General features: G+C 72.0%; 17 protein-coding genes. 3 read left to right on the top strand and 14 right to left on the bottom strand.

All coding sequences use genetic code 11. From position 1 onward, the window contains the following. Positions 1-60: 60 nt before the first annotated feature. Positions 61-903: an aldo/keto reductase gene (locus tag VKK44_RS16245; RefSeq protein ID WP_343441942.1), complete on the bottom strand. Its 843-nt coding sequence runs from the start codon at positions 901-903 to the stop codon at positions 61-63. Between the two features lie 246 nt (positions 904-1,149). Between VKK44_RS16245 and VKK44_RS16240 the strand changes: the two genes are divergently transcribed. After that, complete coding sequence (locus VKK44_RS16240; protein WP_343441941.1) at positions 1,150-1,731, top strand: type 1 glutamine amidotransferase domain-containing protein; 582 nt, start codon at positions 1,150-1,152, stop codon at positions 1,729-1,731. A gap of 173 nt (positions 1,732-1,904) precedes the next feature. On the opposite strand, the gene VKK44_RS16235 is transcribed toward VKK44_RS16240, so the two are convergent. After that, positions 1,905-2,669, bottom strand: a complete 765-nt coding sequence (locus VKK44_RS16235) for a response regulator transcription factor (RefSeq protein WP_343441940.1) — start codon at positions 2,667-2,669, stop codon at positions 1,905-1,907. A gap of 280 nt (positions 2,670-2,949) precedes the next feature. Between VKK44_RS16235 and VKK44_RS16230 the strand changes: the two genes are divergently transcribed. Next, complete coding sequence (locus VKK44_RS16230; RefSeq protein ID WP_343441939.1) at positions 2,950-5,484, top strand: collagenase; 2,535 nt, start codon at positions 2,950-2,952, stop codon at positions 5,482-5,484. A gap of 119 nt (positions 5,485-5,603) precedes the next feature. Continuing rightward, complete coding sequence (locus VKK44_RS16225; RefSeq protein WP_343441938.1) at positions 5,604-6,566, top strand: LysR family transcriptional regulator; 963 nt, start codon at positions 5,604-5,606, stop codon at positions 6,564-6,566. Positions 6,567-6,659: 93 nt separating this feature from the next. Here VKK44_RS16225 and VKK44_RS16220 read toward each other — a convergent pair whose 3' ends face one another. The 12 genes from VKK44_RS16220 to VKK44_RS16165 form a co-directional block, all read right to left on the bottom strand. Beyond that, positions 6,660-8,048 carry an FAD/NAD(P)-binding oxidoreductase gene (locus tag VKK44_RS16220; protein WP_343441937.1) on the bottom strand — a complete coding sequence of 463 codons (1,389 nt, stop codon included), beginning with the start codon at positions 8,046-8,048 and terminating at the stop codon, positions 6,660-6,662. Further along, positions 8,045-8,302 (bottom strand): (2Fe-2S)-binding protein, encoded by a 258-nt coding sequence (locus tag VKK44_RS16215; protein WP_343441936.1) that lies wholly within the window; start codon positions 8,300-8,302, stop codon positions 8,045-8,047. The genes VKK44_RS16220 and VKK44_RS16215 overlap by 4 nt, the downstream gene beginning before the upstream one ends. Then, positions 8,286-9,455: an NAD(P)/FAD-dependent oxidoreductase gene (locus VKK44_RS16210; RefSeq protein ID WP_343441935.1), complete on the bottom strand. Its 1,170-nt coding sequence runs from the start codon at positions 9,453-9,455 to the stop codon at positions 8,286-8,288. Before VKK44_RS16210 ends, VKK44_RS16215 begins: the two co-directional genes overlap by 17 nt. Beyond that, positions 9,431-10,780: an aminopeptidase P N-terminal domain-containing protein gene (locus VKK44_RS16205; RefSeq protein ID WP_458351671.1), complete on the bottom strand. Its 1,350-nt coding sequence runs from the start codon at positions 10,778-10,780 to the stop codon at positions 9,431-9,433. Before VKK44_RS16205 ends, VKK44_RS16210 begins: the two co-directional genes overlap by 25 nt. Before the next feature lie 76 nt (positions 10,781-10,856). Further along, positions 10,857-12,254 carry an aldehyde dehydrogenase family protein gene (locus tag VKK44_RS16200; RefSeq protein WP_343441933.1) on the bottom strand — a complete coding sequence of 466 codons (1,398 nt, stop codon included), beginning with the start codon at positions 12,252-12,254 and terminating at the stop codon, positions 10,857-10,859. Further along, positions 12,251-13,252 (bottom strand): proline racemase family protein, encoded by a 1,002-nt coding sequence (locus VKK44_RS16195; protein WP_343441932.1) that lies wholly within the window; start codon positions 13,250-13,252, stop codon positions 12,251-12,253. The genes VKK44_RS16200 and VKK44_RS16195 overlap by 4 nt, the downstream gene beginning before the upstream one ends. Beyond that, complete coding sequence (locus VKK44_RS16190) at positions 13,252-14,145, bottom strand: dihydrodipicolinate synthase family protein (RefSeq protein ID WP_343441931.1); 894 nt, start codon at positions 14,143-14,145, stop codon at positions 13,252-13,254. Before VKK44_RS16190 ends, VKK44_RS16195 begins: the two co-directional genes overlap by 1 nt. 120 nt (positions 14,146-14,265) lie before the next feature. Next, positions 14,266-14,973: a GntR family transcriptional regulator gene (locus tag VKK44_RS16185; protein WP_343441930.1), complete on the bottom strand. Its 708-nt coding sequence runs from the start codon at positions 14,971-14,973 to the stop codon at positions 14,266-14,268. A 314-nt stretch (positions 14,974-15,287) separates the two neighbouring features. Next, complete coding sequence (locus VKK44_RS16180) at positions 15,288-16,148, bottom strand: DUF3592 domain-containing protein (RefSeq protein ID WP_343441929.1); 861 nt, start codon at positions 16,146-16,148, stop codon at positions 15,288-15,290. Between the two features lie 23 nt (positions 16,149-16,171). Then, positions 16,172-17,254 (bottom strand): hypothetical protein, encoded by a 1,083-nt coding sequence (locus VKK44_RS16175; protein WP_343441928.1) that lies wholly within the window; start codon positions 17,252-17,254, stop codon positions 16,172-16,174. Between the two features lie 50 nt (positions 17,255-17,304). After that, the gene (locus tag VKK44_RS16170; RefSeq protein WP_343441927.1) at positions 17,305-19,095 is read right to left on the bottom strand and encodes a substrate-binding and vWA domain-containing protein; all 1,791 of its coding nucleotides are present in this window, start codon (positions 19,093-19,095) and stop codon (positions 17,305-17,307) included. Between the two features lie 85 nt (positions 19,096-19,180). After that, complete coding sequence (locus VKK44_RS16165) at positions 19,181-20,554, bottom strand: serine/threonine-protein kinase (RefSeq protein ID WP_343441926.1); 1,374 nt, start codon at positions 20,552-20,554, stop codon at positions 19,181-19,183. Positions 20,555-20,953: the final 399 nt, after the last annotated feature.

Genomic DNA, 20,953 nt, shown 5'->3' with positions numbered 1-20,953 from the left:
GGATGAGCGTTCGCCGCCGGGCCGGGGCGGGAGGTGGACCTGAACAGCCGGTGGCAGGTGCTACAGCATCTCCAGCGGTTGCGGGCCGGCCGGCGGCGGGAACGCCGTGTCGAGTGCTGCGACGTCCTCCTCGGTGAGGGTCAGGCCGCGTGCGTCCGCGTTCTCCCGGGTGTGATCGGGATTCGACGACCGGGGGATCGCGGCGACCCGGTCCTGCCGCAGCAGCCAGGCAAGCGCCACCTGAGCGGTCGTGACCCCGTGCCGGGCGGCGATCTCCGTGACCTGGGGGTGGCCGAGCAGCCGGCCCTGCTCGATCGGCGAGTACGCCATCACAGGGATTCGGTGCTCCCGGAGCCACGGCAGCAGGTCGTACTCGGGACCGCGGCGGGTGAGGTTGTACAGGATCTGATTCGTCGCGCAGGAGTTTCCGCCCGCCTCCAGTAGCTCCGTCATGTCGGACAGGTCGAAGTTGCTCACGCCCCACTGCCCGATGTCACCGGCGTCGACGAGTTCGGAGAACGCCTCGATCGTCTCGGCGAGTGGGTGCGTACCACGCCAGTGCAGCAGGTAGAGGTCGATGTGGTCGACACCGAGCCGTTGCAGGCTGCGGCGGCAGGCATCCACGGTTCCTCGTCGGCTGGCGTTGGACGGCAGCACCTTGTCGACCAGAAAGACGTCCGCACGTCGTCCGACGATCGCCTCGCCGACGAGTTCCTCGGAAGCGCCGTCGCCGTACATTTCCGCAGTGTCGATCATGGTCATGCCCAGGTCGAGCCCGGTGCGTAGGGCGGCCATCTCGTCCCGCCGCCTCGCGGGGCGCTCGCCCAGGTACCAGGTTCCCTGGCCGAGCGTGGGCATCGTCTGGCCGGACAGCAGCTCGATCGCGTTGGCAGCGAGGGTCATGTCGACCTTTCCGATGGTCTGGGTTCCAGTGGGCTGTCTGCCTTACCCGTTGCGACGGGCAGCACACCCGGGTGGCGCGACCTGTCCGTGCCCAGGCCCTCGTCGCACGGCGGGCAGGTGGCCGGGCTGTCCGCCCTCGATCGGCGTTCGCCGGCCTGTTGTTTGCCGGTGCCAGCACCGGGAAGGCGGCCGCGAGCGAACGCCGCGCCGCCGACGGGGTGGCGCCCGCGAAGGGAGACCGCAGAGATGGCGCAGCGCCAGCAGCCACTGACCGGCAAGCGAGTCGCCTGCCTCGCCGCCGACGGGGTGGAGGACGTGGAGTACACCCAGTCCCGGGCCGCCGCCGAGCAGGCGGGGGCCGAGGTGCATCTGATCTCGTTGGAATCCGGCGAGATCCAGTCGATGAACCAGGACATCAATCCGGCCAACCGCTACCGGGTGGACCGGACCGTGAACGAGGCCGACGCGGCCGACTACGACGCCCTGCTGCTGCCGGGCGGGACGGTCAACCCCGACCGGCTCCGGATGAACCCGCAGGCGATGGACTTCGTCCGGGCGTTCTTCCAGCAACAGAAACCGGTGGCGGCGATCTGCCACGGCCCCTGGTCGTTGGTCGAGACCGGGATGGTCGACGGCCGGACCGTCACCTCGTTCCCCAGCCTGCGCACCGACATCCGCAACGCGGGCGGGAACTGGGTGGACCAACAGGTGCAGGTCGACAACGGCCTGGTCACCAGCCGCAGCCCCAGCGACCTGCCGGCCTTCTGCGCCAAGATGGTCGAGGAGTTCACCGAGGGCACACACGTCCGCCAGGTGGCGACGGCCTGACCCGGTGGCGGGGTATCCCGCCAACGGGAAACGGCGCCGCTTGCGCCGAGCAACGGCTGGTGGCTCGGCGCAAGCGGCGCTCGCCTCGACGCGGAGGATGTGGACACCGACGGCACCCCCGTGCCGCACTCCCGAGATCGTCGACGCGATCGAGCAGATCGAACGGACCGGTGTCAGCGCCCTTCCAGGGCATCTCCTGCGCCGGCCGCGTGAAGTGCGATCCCCTTGCCGCGGAGAGTGTGGAGATAGCGTACGCCCGATCCCTGTTCGCCGAGCTTGCGGCGCAGCCTGTGTACCAGGACGTCGATGGAGCTGGCCGAGGAGACGGCGCCGTGTCCGACCCTGGTGCGTAGCTGCGACCGCGGCACGACGCGGCCGGGATGCTCGGCGAGGCAGGCGAGCAGGTCGAACTCGGTTCGGGTGAGCACGAGGGGTTCCCCGGCGACGGTGGCGCTGCGTTCGGCCACGTCGACGCGGAGTTCGCCCACCACGGTCGGGGTCGGCGGCGGGGCGGCCGGGATGCGGCGGAGCAGGGCCGCGACGCAGGCGTCCACCACCGGTGCCGGGCACGGCTTCGGCAGGTAGCTGTCCGCTCCGGCGCGCAACGCCTGCACGATCTGGTCGTCACGGCCGCCGACCGAGAGGACCACCACCGGGCGACCCGAGCTGAGGCACAGCAACCGCATCAGCAGCAGGCCGTCGACCGACGGCAGGAAGGGATCCAGCAGTACGACATCCGGCCGCTGATGGGTGTGGCAGACCAGGTCCGACAGCGCTCGTCCGATCTCGCGCAACGCGAGGTCGGCGACGACGTGTCCGTACCGAGCCAGATGTTCCCTGAGCGAACGCCGGTACACGGCGTCCTCGTCGATCAGCAGAATGTTGGCCATGTCTTTGCCGTCCGGTGTCGCATCGATGAATTTCTCGAACGATGACATGAGCAGCCGGTCGGGATGCATAGCGCGCCCCCATAGCGTTCGGTGATCGTTCCGACGGCTGCCGCGGACTTCGTGCCGGGCCAAAGCCTCCGGTAAGCCGCGCTCGCGCCAACCTGACCGGGGACTGTGGGGGCGTTGTGGCCGCGAAACGGGCCTGATTAGCGTCCGACACCCAGGCATCCATCGACAGATCTAGTTCCGTTGGTGGATCGCACGCCCGCTCGAACCCCCCTGAGGAGAGTGCGTGTCCAGAACGTCGATGCGTCGGAGCATGACCAGGATGAGCGGCGCCGTCATCGCGCTGACACTCGCCTGCGGCATGGCGGCGCCACCAGCCGTCGCCAGCCCCGTGACCCCACCGTCCGCACGCCAGTCCGCCCGGGCCGACGCCGTGCCTCCGGCGGCCTCCGAAGCCGCCGTCCGCGGCGGCCACCTCAACGACCACGTGAGCAGCCGACCGCTTCCGGCGCACAAGCGGGCCCCGCAGCCGGCGGCGAAGGACGCCACCCGGGCCGACTACGACCGGCCGGTATCCCCGCCGCGTCGCACGCGACCGTCGGACAACTCCCGTACGACCGCCGCCGCGTGCAACGCGGCCGACTTCACCAGTCGCACCGGATCCGCGCTGGTGAGCCAGATCAAGGCGGCCACCGTCGACTGCGTCAACAGCCTGTTCAGCCTCACCGGGACCGACGCCTACAACGCCTTCCGCGAGGCGCAGATGGTCAGCGTCGCCTACGCGGTCCGCGACGGCGCCGCCGGCTACCCCGGCAACTCCTCCACCGGCATGACCCAGCTCGTCCTGTACCTGCGGGCCGGCTACTACGTGCAGTGGTACGACACCAGCGTGGGGACCTACGGGCCGAGTCTGCAGACCGCGATCCGGTCCGGTCTGGACGCCTTCTTCGCCTCGTCGCACGCCTGGGACGTCACCGACGCCAACGGCGAGACGCTGGCGGAGGCGGTGACCCTCATCGACAGCGCCCAGGAGAACGCCCGCTACCTCTACGTCGTCAACCGGCTGCTGACCGGCTTCACCTCCGCGTACCTCACCTCGTCGTACATGCGCGGCGCGGTGAACAACGTCTACACCGTGCTGTTCCGCGGCCACCAGGTTCCCGCGTTCGTCTCGGCGGTGCAGGCCGACCCCACGGTGTTGAACAACCTGTACGCCTTCGCCAACGGACACCTGGACCTGCTGGGGACCGAGAACAGCTACCTGACCTCGAACGCGGGCCGGGAACTCGCCCGCTTCCTCCAGGAGGCCCCACTGCGGGCCACGGTGCGCCCCATGGCGTCGGGCCTGCTCTCGCGCAGCAGAATCACCGGGCCGACCGCGCCGCTCTGGGTGGGCGTGGCGGAGATGACCCAGTACTACGACGCGGCCAACTGCTCCTACTACTCCACGTGCAACCTGGCACAGCAACTGACCGCCTCGGTGCTGACGGTCGACTACGCCTGCGGCGCCTCGATCCGCATCCTGGCCCAGGAGATGACCGCCGCCCAGCTCAGCCAGTCGTGCAACAGCCTCAAGGGCCAGGACGCCTACTTCCACAGCATCGTGTCCGACGGCGGCCCGGTGTCCGGCGACGTCAACTCCGACATCGAGGTCGTCGTCTTCGACTCCAGCACCGACTACCAGACCTACGCCGGCGCGATGTACGGCATCGACACCAACAACGGTGGCATGTACCTGGAGGGGAACCCCTCGGATCCGAACAACCAGGCCCGCTTCATCGCCTACGAGGCGGAGTGGGTCCGGCCGACCTTCCAGATCTGGAACCTCAACCACGAGTACACCCACTACCTCGACGGCCGGTACGACATGTACGGCGACTTCAGCGCCAACGTCACCACCCCGACCATCTGGTGGATCGAGGGCTTCGCCGAGTACGTCTCCTACTCGTACCGCAACGTCACCTACACCGACGCGCTGACCCAGGCCGGCTACCGCACCTACTCACTGCGCACGTTGTTCGACACCACGTACAGCCATGACCAGACACGCGTCTACAACTGGGGCTACCTTGCCGTCCGCTACATGCTCCAGTCACACCGGTCGGACCTGACGACCGTCCTCGGCCACTACCGATCGGGCGCCTACAGCGCCGCGCGTACCTACCTGACCAGCACCGTCGGTACGCGTTACGACGCGGACTTCTCCGCCTGGCTGACCCGCTGCGCGGCCGGCGACTGCGGTGGCACCACCCCACCCCCCACCAACCAGCCGCCGTCGGCCGCGTTCACGGCGACCACCAGCGGGCTCACCGCGACCTTCACCGACCGGTCCACCGACAGCGACGGCAGCGTCGCCACGCGGAGGTGGAGCTTCGGCGACGGCACCACCTCGACGGCGACGAACCCGCGCAAGACGTACGCCGCGGCCGGCAGCTACACCGTCTCGCTGACGGTCACCGACAACCAGGGCGCGAGCGGGACGACCACCCAGACGGTGGCGGTCACCTCCGGCGGTGGGAGCAGCCTGCCGGAGTGCTCCGGCACGGACACCCGGATGCTCGACCGCAACTGTCAGCGCAGCGGTCGCGCCGCGACCGCCGGCAACTACGACCACCTCTACGTCTACCTGCCGTCGGGCGTGTCCAGCCTGACCATCAGCGCGGCCGGCGGCAGCGGCGACTGCGATCTCTACTACAGCCCTTCGAGCTGGGCGACGACCAGCAACTACACCCGATCCTCGACCGGTGCCGGCAATGCCGAGTCGTTGACCGTCACCAGCCCGCCCGCCGGATACCACTTCCTCAGCCTGTACGGGAAGGCATCCTGCTCGGGCGTCACCGTCAGCGCCCGCTACTGACCGTTGCCGCCTCTCCTCCCCAGTGATGCGCCGCCCGCCCCGCTGCGGGCGGCGCATCCGGGTGCGGCCATCGGGCACACCGGCCCCGACCGGCCCGGCGAGCGGCATAATCGCTGCCCATGGACATCGATGTACGGCACCTGCGGGCGATCAGCGTGGTCGCCGAGGTGGGAAGCGTGACCGGGGCCGCCGCCCGGCTCGGGCTGTCCCAGCCGGCGCTGACCGCCCAGCTGCACCGGATCGAGGAACTGCTCGGCGGCCCACTCTTCGTCCGCAGCCGCATCGGCGTGCAACCGACCGAACTCGGCAAGCAGGTGCTCCGGCGGGCACACGTGGTGCTTGCCGAGGTGGACGCGCTGGTTGACGACTTCGCGGACAAGCAGCGTGCCTCCGAGTTGCTCCGGGTGGGCACCGTCCACCTCGCCTGTGTGGGCAGCCTGGTCCGACACGTCAGCGCGTCGTTCCCGGACACGGAGATCGGGTTGCAGATCGAGCCGTCGTCGCGACTGCTGGTGGAGGCGGTCACGCACGGCCAGTTGGATGCCGCCCTGGTGGGCATCCTGGAAGGCTACGACCTGCCGATCGGCCCGACCGTCGCCAGCCGCACACTGGTGCCGAGGCACCCCATCTTCGTCGCGCTGTCGGCGACGCACCGCCACGCGCGCCACGCCACGGTCCGGCTGGCGGATCTCAGTGACGAATCGTGGGTCTGCCCGCCTGGTCCCGACGACGGCTCACTGGCCGCCCTGCGCCGTGCGTGCCGGGCTGCCGGCTTCGAACCGAAGATCCGTTACGACGCGCCCAGCGGCGCGGCCTCCCCACTGGTGGCCGCCGGGAGCGGCGTCCGGCTGGTCGATCCCACCTGGGCGCCGGTGTCGGGGACGACGGTGCTGCCGCTGACAGGCGAGCCGCAGGTGGCCAGGCTGGCCGTGATCTGGCGACGGAACTCGTTCACCAACGAGCAGGGCAGGCGCCTGTTCCGGGCCGTCGCGCACGCCTTTCTGGACCACGTCGACGACAACCCGGCCTACGCCCGCTGGTGGCGGGAGAATCCGCACGCCCACCCCATGCCCGAGGACTGAGCCTCCTGCTGGCCCGCTCCTTCAAGCCCGGCGCCGCGAACTGACCCTTGGTCAACGCCATCGAACGCTGAGGCGTCCGGAGGGGGCGCCCGATCAGTCGGTGAGATCCGCAGCCGCCAGGTCGGCGAGCGTGACCGGTTGCGCGAGCGGGCGGGAAGCGTACCCGGTCAGATCCGCCACGGTCGGCCGGCGGCCGGCTTCGTGTGCGGTCAGGCAGGCGGCGGCGTAACCGCAGACGCGTCCCTGGCACCAACCCATGCCCACCCGGGTCGTCAGCTTCACCCCGCGCGCGTCACAGACGGACAACTCCCGCATCGCCCGCCGAACCACGCCGGCCGGCACCTCCTCACAGCGGCAGACGAGGGTGTCGTCGTCGCAGCGGTCCAACCACCAGGCCGGCACCGGATGCACCGCGTGCAGCGCCGCGGCGAACCGGCGCAGTCGGTGGTGGGCCCGCAACAGCCGCCCCCGCCGCCGGGCCGACCACGGCGCCGCGTGTCCCAGGGAAACGGCGGCGGCACCGGCCGCCAACTGCCCCTCCACCAGCGACAGTGCGGCCCCACCCACCCCGGTCACCTCGCCGGCGGCGTACACCCCCGGTACGGAGGTCGCCAGGTCCGGGCCGGTGGCCAGCACGAGGCTGCCGTCCCGGTCGAGTCGGGTGGCGCAGCCGAGCGCCACGGCCAACTCCACCTGGGGGACGAATCCGAAGCCGACCGCGAGGCCGTCACACGCCACCTCGCTCTCGCTGCCCGGCACGACCGCGCCCCGCGGGTCGAGCGCGGCCACCGTCACGCCGGTCAGCTCGTCCGTGCCGTGCGCGGCCACCACCGCGGTCCGCCGGTGATAGGGCACCCGGTGTCGAAGCATCCGCCAGGCGTACCGTCCAGCTTCGGGGAGTTTGTCGGGCGCGCCGAGCACCGGCCGGACATGTCTGGCGTACCGGAACGGGTCGTTGGCCTCGTACACGCCTGCCACCGTGCTGCCGGCGTCGGCCAGAGTGGTCGCGACCGGAAGCAGGAACGGGCCGGTGCCCGCCACCACGACGCGGCGCGCGAAGCACACCCCCTGGCCCTTGACCAGGGCCTGCGCCGCGCCGGCGGTCACCACACCGGGCAGGTCCCAGCCGGGGAACGGCACCACCCGGTCGTGGGCGCCGGTGGCGATGACGAGCCGCCGTGCGGCCACCACCCGCGATCCGGCGTGGACGGTGAACCGCGGGCTGTCGGGGCGGGACCCGATGAACCAGACGGCGGCGTCGCTGATCCGCTCGACCCGGCCCAGGCGGTCGCGCAGGTCGACAAACGTCGCCCAGTCCCGGTGGCCCCGGCCGTCGGCGTCGCAGCGGTGGCGCCAGTACTGTCCACCCGGTCGCGGTCCGCTGTCCAGCACGGCTACCCGACAGCCGGCGTCGGCGGCGGTGACCGCGGCGGCCAGGCCCGCCGGTCCGGCGCCGATGACCACCACGTCGTACCCGGTCACGCCCGCACCTGCGGCTCGTCGTGCGACTCGACCACGTCCCCGGGACGGGCAGGTACCAGGCAGGCGCGCTGGGCGGGCACGCCGTTGACCCGGACCAGGCAGTCGAAGCACACCCCTATTCCGCAGAACACCCCGCGGGGCCGGCCGCCGAGGCGGGTGCGCCGCCAGGAACGGATGCCGCCGGCGAGCAGCGCGGCGGCGATGGTCTGCTGCCCGTCCGATGGGACGGGACGGCCGTCAAAGGTGAACATCATGGCGCTCCGGTGCGAAGGGTCGTAGGTCTACGTGTGGGGGACGGCCGGTCAGGAGGGCGGCGACGGCGTGTCCGGTCGCCGGGGCCAGACCGATGCCTGCCCCTTCGTGCCCGGCCGCGTGGTGCAGGCCGGGCACCCGGGGGTCGGCGCCGATCATCGGCAGGTGGTCGGGGCTGTACGGCCGGAATCCGCGGTAGGCGCGGATGGTCGATGCGGAGGCGAGGACCGGGAACAGCCGGACGGCGCCGGCTGCGAGCCCCCGCAACGCCCGCAGCGAGAAGGTCGGGTCGAACCCCACCCGCTCCCTGGTCGAGCCGATCAGGACCGGGCCCGACCGGGTGCCCTCCACCACCGGGGACACCTGGAGGTCGGCGGAGCCGCGTCCGACGTTGGCGACATAGTCGGCGGCGTACACCTTGTGCCGGATGAGGGCGGGCAGCGGCTCGGTGACCAGCACGAACCCGCGTCGGGGCAGGATCGGCAGCGCCACGCCGGCCAGCGCGGCGACCTCGCCGGCCCAGACGCCGGCGGCGTTGACCACCAGCCGCGTCGGCAGCAGACCCCGGTCGGTCTGCACGCCCAGGATGGCGCCGGCGGCGTCCCTGGGCAGACCGACGACCGTGGTGCCGGTCAGCACCGTCACCCGGGCCGCGCGCAGCAGGTGGGCCGCCGCGAGCATCGGTTGCACCTGCATGTCCTGCGGATAGTGCATCCCACCGGCGAGGTCGGGGGCCAGGTGTGGCTCGTAGTCGCCCAGGTCCTCGGCGGCCACCTCGTACGCCTCGACCCCGGCTTCCCGCTGGTTCGACGCGAACGCTCGCAGCGCGTCGTACTCGTCCGGTGCGGTGGCCACCACCACACCACCCTTGTGTTCCAGCTCGAACAGCGTGCCGTCCACCGCGTCCGCGAGCTCCCGCCACAGCTCCCCGGAGTGCCGGGCGAGCGTCAACTCCGGCCCCGGTGGCTTGTCGGAGACCAGGATGTTGCCCTCGCCGGCGCCGGTGGTGCCCGCGGCGACCCCGCCGCGATCGACAACCGTCACCGTGAGGCCGGCCCGGGCGGCGTAGTACGCGCAGGCGACGCCCGTCATCCCGGCGCCGATCACCACGACGTCCGCGCCGGCCGGGCTCACGACGCCATCCGGTGCATCCACGCCTCGACGTCCCCGGCGCGCCGGGGCAGGCCGTCGGAGAGCAGCCGATACCCGTCGTCGGTGATCAGGACATCCTCCTCGATGCGCATGCCCAGCCCCCGCAGCTCCGCCGGGATCAACTCGTCGTCCGGCTGGAAGTACAGGCCCGGCTCGACGGTGAGCACCTGACCGGCCTCGAGACGCCCGTCCAGATAGCTGCCGGACCGGGCGGCGGCGCAGTCGTGCACGTCCAGTCCGAGCATGTGTCCCGAGCCGCACAGGGTCCAGCGGCGGTGCAGGCCGGAGTCTTCCGCCAGGGCGTCTTCCGGTGAACCGGGCAGCACCCCGAGGTCCGCCAGCCCGTGGGCGAGGACCGTCATCGCCGCCCGGTGGAACGCTCGGAACTCGACACCCGGTTGCAGACACTCCAGGGCGGCGTCATTGGCCCGCCGGCACAGCTCGTACAGGTCCCGTTGCAAGGGGCTGAACCGGCCGGACACCGGGAGGACGCGGGTGATGTCGGCGGTGTACAACGACCGGGTTTCCGCGCCGGCGTCGAGCAGCAGCAGGTCGCCGTCGCGGACCGGGCCGTCGTTGTCGGTCCAGTGCAGGGTCGCCGCGTGAGCCCCGGCCGCCACGATCGAGTGGTAGCCGACGTCGTTGCCCTCCAGGCGGGCCCGCTGCCAGAACACGCCCTCCAGGTGGCGCTCCGAGGTGCGCTTCGCCATCGGCAGCGCCCGTACCACGTCTTCGAACCCGCGGATGGTGATGGCCACCGCCAGCTCCATCTGCTCGATCTCCCAGGGGTCCTTGACCAGCCGCAACTCGGACAGGACCGCGTCGAGCTCCGCGTCGCCCGGTCCGGCCGCGTGGGCCAGCAGACCGTCGACACGTGCGTCGACGGCGCGCACCGCCCGGGTGGGCACGCCACCCCCGCGAAGCGCCGACTCCAGGTCGGTGACGTGCCGGGTCGGCACCGCCAGCCGCGCGTGGCTCTCGGCGAGGGTGGGACGTCGCCCGGCCCACAACTCGCCGTACACCCGGTCGCGGAAGAACTCTCCGCTTCGCCGGTCGGAGCGGGGCCGCAGGAACAGGGTGGCGTCGCCGTCGGGCTCCATCACCAGCACGCCGTCCGAGGACTGGTCGCCGGTCAGCCAGGTGTAGGCCGAGTGCGGTCGGAAGCGGTAGTGCTGGTCGTTCGACCGTCGTCGGTATTCCCCGGCGGGCACGACGAGGCGTTCACCGGGGAACCGGGCGTGCAGCCGGGCCCGGCGGATGGCGGTCCAGCGCGCGACGTCGGCGGCCGGCAGGTCATGGTGTTCGCTGTCCGCCCAGCCGGACAGCATGAACTGTTCCAGGGCCGGGCTGACCGGCAGGTCGTGGCTGCCGGTGCGCAGGTCGGCGCGGGTCACGTGACCTCCTTCACGGGGACGGGGGTGGGGGAGCGGCGAAGGTGACGGTACGCAGCGAGGTGTAGAAATCCAGTGCGGCGGTGCCCTGCTCGCGGGGGCCGTAGCTGGACGCCTTCTCCCCGCCGAACGGCGCGTGGAAGTCCACCCCGGTGGTCGGCGCGTTGACCCGGATCAGTCCGGTGTCGACGCCCTGTGCCGCCTGGAGCAGCATGCCGACGTCGTGGCCGTGCACCGAGGTCACCAACCCGTACCGCACGCTGTTGGCCAGGGTGATCGCGGTGGGCAGGTCCGGTACGGCGAAGATCACGGCCAACGGGCCGAACGTCTCCTCGCGGGCCACCGGGTGACCCGGGTCGACCCGGTCCAGCAGCACCGGGGCGACGAAGAACCCGCCGTCGGGACTCGCGTCGCCGGTGAGTATCCGTCCGCCGGCGACGCGGGCGGCGTCAACCGCGTCGAGGACCCGGCCCCGGGCGGCGGCGGTGATGACCGGGCCGACGGCGACACCGGGCTGTGCCGGATCGCCCACCGGCAGTGCCGCCACGGCCGCCACCAGCGCCTCGGTGAACGGGGCGGCGTCCCCGACCACGATGATGCGCCTGGTCGCGGTGCATTTCTGGCCGGCGTACCCCATCGCGGCGTGGGCGAGCATCGCGGCGGTGGCGGTCAGGTCGGCGTCGGGCAGCACCACGGCGGCGTTCTGCCCGCCCATCTCCGCCTGGACGGGCAGCCCGGCGCGGGCGGCGGCGACGGCAACCTCCGCGCCTACCGCCGCCGACCCGGTGAACGAGACCACGTCGCTGACCGCGGCCACCGCCCGCCCCGTCTCCGGCCCACCGGGCACGACCTGTAGCAGCCCGTCCGGCAGCAGTCCGTGGAACAGGCGGTGCACCTCGTCTCCGCAGGCCAGTGCCGCGGGAGAGGGTTTGAGCAGGACCGCGTTGCCGGCGGCGAGCGCGGGAGCGGCCTTCCACAACGGGATCGCCAGCGGGAAGTTCCAGGGCGTGACGAGCCCGGCGACGCCGTGGGGGCGGCGTTCGGTGTAGAGCAACCCGGCCTGGTTCGTCGGCAACGACGGGGCCAGCAGCTCCCCGGTGGCGGCGAAACATGCCTGCGCGTAGTAGTCGAGGATCGCGGCGGCCCGTCCGACCTCCGCCCGGGCCTCGGTCACCGGCTTGCCGACCTCCCGCACCACGAGGTCGGCGGTGGCGTCGGCGTGGTCCCGCAACCGCTCGGCGGCGCGACGCAGGGCCGAGGCCCGGACGGTCGCTCCCGCGCGGCGCCACTCGTCCTGCGCCGCGCGGGCTCCGGCCGCCAGTTGCCGCACCTGGTCCGGGGAGACCGGGGCGCGTTCGGCGACGATGTCGTCCGGGTTCTGGGGGGAACGACTACGGATCGGTTCGGTCACAACAGGAATCCCGCCGGAAAGGGGTCGTCAGGGTCGAGGAAGAGCTGTGCGGTGCCGGTGAGCCAGGCCCGGCCGGTGATGGTCGGCAGCACGGCGGGTTGACCGGCGACGGTGGACGAGGCGGTCAGCCGACCGGTGAACCGGGTGCCGAGCAGCGACTCGTTGACGAAGTCCTGGTGCAGCGGGAGCAACCCGCGGGCGTGTAGCTGCGCCATCCGGGCCGACGTGCCGGTGCCGCAGGGGGAGCGGTCGAACCAGCCCGGATGGATCACCATCGCGTGCCGGGACAGCCGGGCGGTGGACCCTTCCGCAGCGAGATAGACGTGGTGGCAGCCGGAGATCCGCGGCTGATCGGGATGGACCGGGCGGGCCGTGTCGTTGATCGCCGCCATGATCGCGAGGCCGGCGTCGAGCAGGCGTTGCCTGTCGGCCCGGTCCAGACGCAGGCCCAGCTCGGGAAGATCGACGATGGCGTAGAAGTTGCCGCCGTACGCGAGGTCGTAGCGGACCTGCCCGAGCCCGGGCACCTCGACGCGGGCGTCGAGCGCCATCGCGAAGGAGGGGACGTTCTGCAGGGTGACGGCGGTGGCACGGCCATCGGTGACCGTGACCGACGCGGTCACCAGCCCGGCCGGGGTGTCGAGGCGGATGGTGGTCACCGGCTCGCTGACCGGCACCATGCCGGTCTCGACGAGCACGGTGGCCACGCCGATGGTGCCGTGGCCGCACATCGGAAGGCAGCCGGAGACCTCGATGTAGACCACCCCGACATCGGCGTCCGGCCGGGTCGGCGGTTGCAGGATCGCGCCGGACATCGCCGAGTGGCCCCGCGGCTCGTACATCAGGAAGGTTCTCAGGTCGTCGAGGTGAGCCATGACGTGCTCGCGGCGCTGGGCCATGGTGGCGCCCGGGATCACCGGGACGCCGCCGGTCACCACCCGGGTGGGCATGCCCTCGGTGTGCGAGTCGACCACATGGATGACGCGCTTGCTGCGCATCAGTGGTGGCCCGCCGCGATCAGCTTCTCGGTGACCGTGCGGATGTCCTCGGCGTCCGCCGTCGACAGCGGCTGCCGGGGCTGGCGGGTGGGTCCACCGGGGCGGCCCGCCACATCCATGGACAGCTTGATCGCCTGGACGAACTCGGTGCGGGAGTCCCAGCGCAGCAGCGGGTGCAGGGCCCGGTAGAGCGGCAGCGCGGTCGACAGGTCTCCGGCGGTCGCGGCCTCGTAGAGGCGGACGCAACTGGCCGGAAGGGCGTTCTGGAACCCGCCGATCCAGCCGACCGCGCCGGCGAGCAGCAGTTCGAGGGCCAGGTCGTCCGCACCGGCCAGGACGTCGAGCCCGGGGGCGAGTTCGGCGATACGGTACGCGCGGCGTACGTCGCCGCTGAACTCCTTGACCGCGACGATCAGGCCCTCCTGGTGGAGGCGGTGCAGCAGGGCCGGCGTGAGGTCGACCCGGGTGTCGATCGGGTTGTTGTAGGCGACGATCGGCAGGCCGGCCCTGGCCGCCTGGCGGTAGTGGGCCAGCACCGCCGCGTCGTCGGCCCGGTAGGCGGTGGGCGGCAGCAGCATGACGGCGGAGCATCCCATCTCGCCGGCCTGTTCCACCCAGCGACGCGCCTCGTCGGCGCCGTACGCGGACACCCCGGGAACGACCGCGAGTCCGGGCGGTGCGGCCTGGACCGCCGTACGGACGACGGCCGCCCGTTCCTCCGCGCTGAGCGACTGGTACTCGCCGAGCGACCCGTTGGGCACGACGCCGCGGCAACCACTGTCGGCCAGCCACCGGATGTGCTCGGCGTACGCGTCGTGGTCGACGCGCAGGTCGGCGGGACGGAACGGCACTGCGGTCGCCACCAGGACGCCCCGCCAGGACACGTGCTCCATTGGACCTCCAGTAATATGTTACATATTACAGTAGCAGCGTGTGCGGCGACGTCAAGACGTGTCGATCAGATGCGCCGGCCGATGCCACCCGGCGATGCGCCGACGGTGCGTGACAGGCCCTCAGCGTTCGGGCTGCGCGGCCCAGATCCCACGGATGTGTCGCAGGTGGCGCCGCATCGCGTCGACCACGGCGTCCCGGTCTCCGGCCGACAGCAACGTCACCAGTTCGACGTGCTCATCCGCCGATGCCACCAGTTGCCCGGTCTCGCGGAGAGAGTCCAGTCCGTACAGGCGGGTGCGGCTGCGCAGGTCGGCCACCGTGTCCACCAGCCGCTGATTCCCACCGGTACGCAGGAGGGTCAGGTGGAACGCGTTGTCCGCCTCGACGTACGCCACCACGTCGCCGCGACCCGCGGCCACCACGATCGCATCCGCCAGGACGCCGAGTTCCTTCAGTTGCTCCGCCGACAGCCGCCCCACCTGGTCGGCCACCACCGGGATCTCCAACAGTTCCCGGATCTGGGTGATCTCGTCGAGCTCCCGCTCGGACAGGGATCTGATCCGGAACCCCTTGTTCTTCACGATCGTGATCAGGCCCTCCTTGGCCAGATCGAGGATCGCCTCCCGAACCGGGGTCGGGGAGACCCCGAACCGAGCTGCCAGGGTGGGTGCCGAATAGAGCGTGCCCGGTCTGATCTGGCCGGCGATGATCGCCGCCCGGAGCGCCTGGGCCACCTCTTCCCGTAGGCTCTGCCGATCCCGCAAGGCCATCAGCGCCGGCCCGGATCCGATCGGGTCGGCGTCTCGCGGGTCCCCGTTGGCTGCCACCGCTACTCCACCCCGGCTCGTCAGCCGACACCTACCGGAGGGACCGTCGTCCTCGCTGTCCTCTGGTCACGCCGACGTCGCTGTCGGCCCTGAGGACGCCGCAGTCGACCTGCCAGGGCATGCTATCCCCAGGCCGAGTCGGCGGACGCGTCGCCGTGCCCCGTCGTACGGGACCGCCGGCGTGCGACTACCAGACCGAACTCGCCGACGGGCAGGCCGGCCCCCGGCGGGGGTCGAACCGGACTTCCTCCCGCGGGGCCAGGACGGTGCGGGAGCCGGTGGTCGCCGCCGCGGCACGGCTGCCGAGGTGACCGTCAGAGCAGCACCACGCCCGCCACGCCCGTCGCCGCGAGCACGACGACGGCCAGGACGTGGACCGTCAGGTCCCACTTCTGCCAGCGGTGTTGGGCCGCGCGGTCCAGCGTGAAATCGGCCGGGTCGGCGGGGGTGTAGTGGACCGTGACGTCGCGGCCGTACGCGGCGGCGGGGTCCGCGAGGCCCGACGTGCAGTAGGCCGTGACGGTGGTGCCGTCGTGGGTGGTGAACGACACGACGGGGGTGATGGTGGTCGAGGTGCCGCTGTCCTCGTCGAAGCTGACGTCCTTCAGGACCGCGACGACCTGTCCCCGCACGGTGTCCATCGCGGCCAGCTTCCTGGTGCGGAGATTCCTGGCGCGTACGGCGCCGGGCAGGTGAACGGCGGCGTGGACCGCACCCGGCAGACCGAAGCCGATCAGCGCCCACGGCCAGCCCCGGTCCACCGCGGCGAGGAGCACCAGCCCGACGTAGACCAGGAAGACTGCGAAGCCCGGCCAACCCGGCGCACGACCGGGCTCCTGTGGAGCGTGGGAGAACTGGTAGGCGTGTGGTCTGCCGCGCGGGTGGTTGACCCCGATCTCCCGGCCCTCCCACGCCGCGGTGATCATCTCGCCCCGGTCACCGTCGTTCGTCAGGGTGACCTCCTGACCCGAGGCCGGGTCGCGGTAGGAGACGACCACCGATATCCCGCCCGTGCGGGAACCGCCGTGCCGGGGCGCCCGCACCCGCTCGATCCGCCCGGTGAGCTGGACCGTCCGCTGTGCCCGGGTCACTCCGGCCAGCGACATGCCGTACCCGACCAGGGCCGCCACGCCCCAGGCCGCACACCACAGCATCAGGAACTCGTCCCACCCCATGCGCCCTCCCGCTGCTGAGCCGGTCAACCGCCGCTGCGCCGCAACACTCTGCCCTGTCCGTCCGCCTCGAGCCTCCCGGTGGCCCCGCCGCCGGTCACCACGACTCTCAGGGTGAGGGATCCGGTGACGCCGTCCGCGGTGAGCTGCCAGCTCTGCGGGGACTCGACGCGGAGGGTGGCCCTGGCCTCCGCGACGAGGCCGGGGATGCGATCGTAGGGCAGGGATCTCGGGTCGAACCCGGCGCTGCCCACCCCGGTGGGGGCGAAGACGACCGTCAGCAGGCGGTCCTGCACGACGACGGTGAGCGCCTGACGTTTCTCCCCGGGCGGCGTCACCGACTGGACGGCCCTGCGTAGCTCGCCGTCGTCGAGCATCGACCGGCCGGGACCGAGGACGACCGTGCCCGTCGCCGACGTCACGGTGGTCGTGGACGACGAGGTGGAGACGGACGGGGTGACGGCGCCGCTGTCACCCTCGCGTGAGTCGAACAGTTCGGCACGGAACAGCAGGAGCACGGCCGCCGCGCCGAGCAGCAGCCCGAGGAGAGTGAGGAAGCCGCTGAGGCAGCCATCCGGCGAATCGCTTCTCATGGCCGGGCCGGGCGCCGAGTCCACCCGGGACACGGCCGCCCGCTCCTCCCACGCCGGCGTCGGCCGCTTCACGATCCGCGTCTTCCACGGTCGGTCCGGCGGATACTGCACCACCACGACCCCGCGCGGCCGGTATTCGGGCAGCTCGACGACGTTGATGTCCTGCTGGATCTCGACCCGGAACGCGGGCGCGTCGTCCGGCGCGACGGACAGCTCGAACCGCACCAGCACGTCGCTGGTCTCGCCCCCGACGGCCTCCCGACTCTCGATCACCGCGAGTGCCGTGCGCGGCACGACGGCCGCTTCCCTGGCCCGGCGCGGCAGCGCGGCGAGGAAGAGGACAAGGCCGTAGACCGTGGGCAGGACCAGCCCCGTGACGATCAGCGGCGCCCGCCCGACGACGCAGCCACCGATGAAGGCGGTCAGCGACGCTCCGATCACCCCGCCCGTCACCAGCCCCCGAGCGAGGTCGGCCGGCGTGTCGTGGGCAGGCGGCCGGCCTACGGTGATTGTCATCTGGCCGATTGTGCACGTAACCGCTGGCGGTTGACAGACCTGGGGGAGCGTCAGAAGCTGCTGACCAGCTTCACGAACGCTTCGTCGATCTTCGCGGGATCGGTGGCGTCGAAGGCCTTGCCGGAGGATGCTTTGGCGATCCGGTCCAGGGTGGCGAAGTCCGACTCCCGGTCGAACGCGATGCAGAACACCTTGACCGGACGCTGCGGGTCCAGGGCGACCTCGGCGAGCAGGCGGGCCAGGTCGTTGTCCCGGCCGTACTCGTTCTTGCCGTCGGTCAGCACGACGATCGCGTTGATCCGCTGCGGGTCGTACCGGTCGAGCAGGTCCCGGTGTGCGGCCCGGACCGTCGCGTAGAGCGCGGTGCCGCCCTCGACGTGCAGGCCGGCGATCTTGCTGTTGATCCGCTTCTGGTCGAACCCGCCGAGCGGGACCTCCGTCCGGTACGGGCTCTTCGGCCGCTTCGGGGTCTCCGAGGAGAACGACCAGAGCCCCACCCGGTCCTCGGAGTTGAGCAGCGCGAGGCCCTTGCCGGCCGCCGCCGAGGCGACCTGGAACCGGGTCCGGTTACCCACCATCGCCTGCATCGACCCGGACGTGTCCAGCGCGATCAGGATGTTGGCCTTCTTGCGGAGCGTGCGCCAGCCGTCCAGCATCGCGCCGACCACCTGCGGGTCCGGGGGCTCGAAGTAGGTCAGTCCGCCGGTGGGCTCGGCGCCGACGCTGGCGAGCAGCTCCGCCGACGCCCGGCGCTCGTGGTCCCGGAAGCCGAGGCGGGCGAAGCTCTCCTGCTGCGCGTCCTCGGTCAGGAACGCCTGGAAGTCGGCCGCCGCCGCGCGCTGCCGCTCGTCGGCGGAGGGCAGCACCACGAACGGGTGGTCCAGGTTGAACGTGCCCTCCTTGGGATGGACGGCGACCAGCGGGACGTTCGGCCGGCGGCCCCGCTCCTGCCCGTCCTGCCGAGGGCTCAGCGCCCCCGTGTTGTAGAGGTCGACCAGCTCCTCCTGCAGGACGATGGCGCTCATGTCGTCCGTGCTGCCCGCCCCGCCGGCCAGGTCCGCCTCGGCGAGGCTGCGCAGCAGGTCCACCGAGTCGTCGCTGTAGTGCGACACGTTGGCCTCGATCCGGCGGACGAACTGGGTGACCGCGGGGTCGGCCAGGTCGGACCGGGTCAGGTCGCTGGATCGTTGCACCGCCGCGTAGTAGGTGGCGATGGTCGCGGCCAGCCCGGAGGTGGACATGTTCGGGTTGTCCTTGCCGAAGGTGAAGCGGCCCCACTCCGGCTTGCCGAAGCTCGCCCACCCGTCCCGCCCGGAGAGACCCAGGATCTCCCCCCAGCCCAGCGGCCCGCGCTGGCGTACCAGTTCGGCCTTGGGCTTCGGCATCGCGATCACCAGTGGACTGTTGGCGATCGACGGGTAGCGGTCCGGGGTCTGCGGCGCCCGCCCGGCGGCCTGGTCGAGCAGTCGGAGCTGGCTGGTCCACAGGCTCGACGTCGGCAGCCAGACCTGCGGTTGCGGCAGGCCGGTCCGGGTCCAGCCGGTGGCCAGCGCCTCGGTGGCCTGGCCCGAGTTCAACGCGCTGACGTGCACCTGGGCGCAGCCACCGCCCTTGATCGACCGGCTGCTGCGGTTGTAGCGCTCGGCCAGCTCGGCCAGCAACGCCGCCTTCTCCGTCGAGGAGTTGACCTGGAGGGTGGTGGCGCAGTCGGTGCGGGCCCCCGCGCTGCCCGCCTCGCGCTGCCGGACGAACACGAACGCCCCGGCGATGACCAGCAGCCCGGCGGTGACGGCGGCCGTGTAGGGCAACCACTGCCGGGTACGCGTAGCGGATGGGGTCATCGGGACGTCCTCCTCGGCGGGCGGCTGATGGCAGTCAACCTATCGATCCGGCGCCAGCCGGCGACCCGGACCCCACCGAACCGGGTCACCCGCGGCCGGACCGTCCCCCGACCGCCGTGGCGACCAGGAGCCGAACCAGGTAGACCACGACGAAGGCGACCGCCCCGGCGGCGGCGGCCGGGCCGATCGCGCTCGACGCGACGTAGCCGGCGGCGGCGCCAGCCGAACCGAGGAAGAGCGCGGTCGAGATGCCCCAGGCGTCCAGGGCCTCACGACGCAGTCGCCGCAACGCGCCGCCCGGGCCCGCACCACCGCCGGGTGCCGTCACCGGCACGTGCGCCGGCTGGGTCGTCATCGGCACGTGCGCCGGCTGGGTCGTCATCGGCACGTGCGCCGGCTGGGTCGTCATCGGCACGTGCGCCGGCTGGGTCGTCACCGGCACGTGCGAGGGCTGCGACGGTTGGGCGTGGAACGGCGTCGTCGGCTGAGTCGGTGTCTGCGGCGGCGTCGGGCGCGGCTGCGGTGCCGTCGGCGGAACCGGGGGGAGCGGGTGGTTCGGCGTCGGCGCGCCTGCGGTCTCGTTGCCGACCTCGAGCAGGCTCTCCCGACGTAGCGGCGCGGTGACCGTGCCGTCCTGCCGGAGCAGCCGCACCAGCACCCGCTCGGCGCCCGGCCGATCCGCCGGATCCTTGGCCAGGCACTCCCGGATCAGCTCGTCGAGCACGGGAGGCAACGCCGGCAGCTCGGGCGGATCGTGCAGCACCCGGTGCATCACGGCGAAGAGCGAATCATTGCCGAAAGGCGGCCGACCGCCGGCAGCGAAGGCGATCGTGGCCGCCCAGGCGAAGACGTCGCAGGGCGGACCGACCGCGTCGTTGCGGAACCGCTCGGGCGCCATGTACGCGGTGGTCCCCATGACCCGGCTGGACGCCGTCTCGGTGACTCCCAACGCGCGGGCGATGCCGAAGTCGATCACCCGAGGACCGTCCTTGCCCAGCACCACGTTGTCCGGCTTCAGATCGCAGTGCACCACGCCGGCGCTGTGGATCGCGGCGAGCGCGGTGACGGTGCCGACCGCGAGCCGGTGCAGCGCGTTGCCGGCCAGCGGGCCGCGCTCGCGCACGTGCCGGTAGAGGGTCGGGCCCTCGATGAACTCACTGACCACGTAGGGCTGCTCGCCGTCCACCTCGGCGAAGAGCACCTGCGCGGTGCAGAACGGAGCGACCCGGCGCGCGGCGGCGATCTCCTTCACGAACTGCGACCGCGCCCGTGGATCACTCAGATCGACGTTGACCATCTTGACCGCGACCCGGTCACCGGTGTCGTCCTCGCCGAGATAGACGACCCCCTGCCCACCCGCGCCCAGCCGACCGACCAGCCGATACCGGCCGGCGGTGACCGGGTCGTGCGTCCACAGGCTCGCCAATCCTGGCACCGGCGTGCCGGCCAGTTCTGACATCCCGACTCCATCAGTGTCGTGCCCGGCCACCGGCGGCGCAGGGCACGGCCATCGTGCCATGCCGACGCCGGTGACCGAAGACGTCCGACCACGGGTGGAGGTCAGCGCCGGCGGGGCGGCTGCGGAACGGCATGCCGCTGGCGTGCGCCGCCCAGCGTGTACGCGTAGGGCACCGCCGCCACCTCCGTGCCGAACCCCGGTATGCGCATAGAGCGCGGTCACCGTCGGCGATCCGGCAACCCGTTGCCCGACCGGTCCGTCGGGGGTGAAGGTCACCGTGACCCGGCCGCTGCGCCCCGGCGCCAGCGTCAACGGCGCGTCCGGCCCGGCCGCTCCCTCGACCACCCGCCGCCAGTAGCTACCGGTGGACGACGTGGCCCGCCGGTCGAGGAGCCGGGT

Origin of the sequence: Micromonospora sp. DSM 45708 (assembly GCF_039566955.1) — a bacterium.
In the GTDB taxonomy this organism is placed as follows: domain Bacteria; phylum Actinomycetota; class Actinomycetes; order Mycobacteriales; family Micromonosporaceae; genus Micromonospora.
The sequence above is the reverse complement of the archived record's forward strand: the minus strand, read 5'-3'. Positions and strand labels throughout refer to the sequence as shown.

What these genes read in the sequence shown, in the direction of transcription:
- VKK44_RS16195 (WP_343441932.1), bottom strand. Translation starts at nt 13,252, where the DNA reads ATGCGCAGCAAGCGCGTCATCCATGTGGTCGACTCGCACACCGAGGGC.
- VKK44_RS16170 (WP_343441927.1), bottom strand. Translation starts at nt 19,095, where the DNA reads ATGACCCCATCCGCTACGCGTACCCGGCAGTGGTTGCCCTACACGGCC.
- VKK44_RS16215 (WP_343441936.1), bottom strand. Translation starts at nt 8,302, where the DNA reads ATGATGTTCACCTTTGACGGCCGTCCCGTCCCATCGGACGGGCAGCAG.
- VKK44_RS16240 (WP_343441941.1), top strand. Translation starts at nt 1,150, where the DNA reads ATGGCGCAGCGCCAGCAGCCACTGACCGGCAAGCGAGTCGCCTGCCTC.
- VKK44_RS16230 (WP_343441939.1), top strand. Translation starts at nt 2,950, where the DNA reads ATGAGCGGCGCCGTCATCGCGCTGACACTCGCCTGCGGCATGGCGGCG.
- VKK44_RS16225 (WP_343441938.1), top strand. Translation starts at nt 5,604, where the DNA reads ATGGACATCGATGTACGGCACCTGCGGGCGATCAGCGTGGTCGCCGAG.
- VKK44_RS16205 (WP_458351671.1), bottom strand. Translation starts at nt 10,780, where the DNA reads ATGCTGTCCGGCTGGGCGGACAGCGAACACCATGACCTGCCGGCCGCC.
- VKK44_RS16245 (WP_343441942.1), bottom strand. Translation starts at nt 903, where the DNA reads ATGACCCTCGCTGCCAACGCGATCGAGCTGCTGTCCGGCCAGACGATG.
- VKK44_RS16175 (WP_343441928.1), bottom strand. Translation starts at nt 17,254, where the DNA reads ATGACAATCACCGTAGGCCGGCCGCCTGCCCACGACACGCCGGCCGAC.
- VKK44_RS16180 (WP_343441929.1), bottom strand. Translation starts at nt 16,148, where the DNA reads ATGGGGTGGGACGAGTTCCTGATGCTGTGGTGTGCGGCCTGGGGCGTG.
- VKK44_RS16190 (WP_343441931.1), bottom strand. Translation starts at nt 14,145, where the DNA reads ATGGAGCACGTGTCCTGGCGGGGCGTCCTGGTGGCGACCGCAGTGCCG.
- VKK44_RS16165 (WP_343441926.1), bottom strand. Translation starts at nt 20,554, where the DNA reads ATGTCAGAACTGGCCGGCACGCCGGTGCCAGGATTGGCGAGCCTGTGG.
- VKK44_RS16235 (WP_343441940.1), bottom strand. Translation starts at nt 2,669, where the DNA reads ATGTCATCGTTCGAGAAATTCATCGATGCGACACCGGACGGCAAAGAC.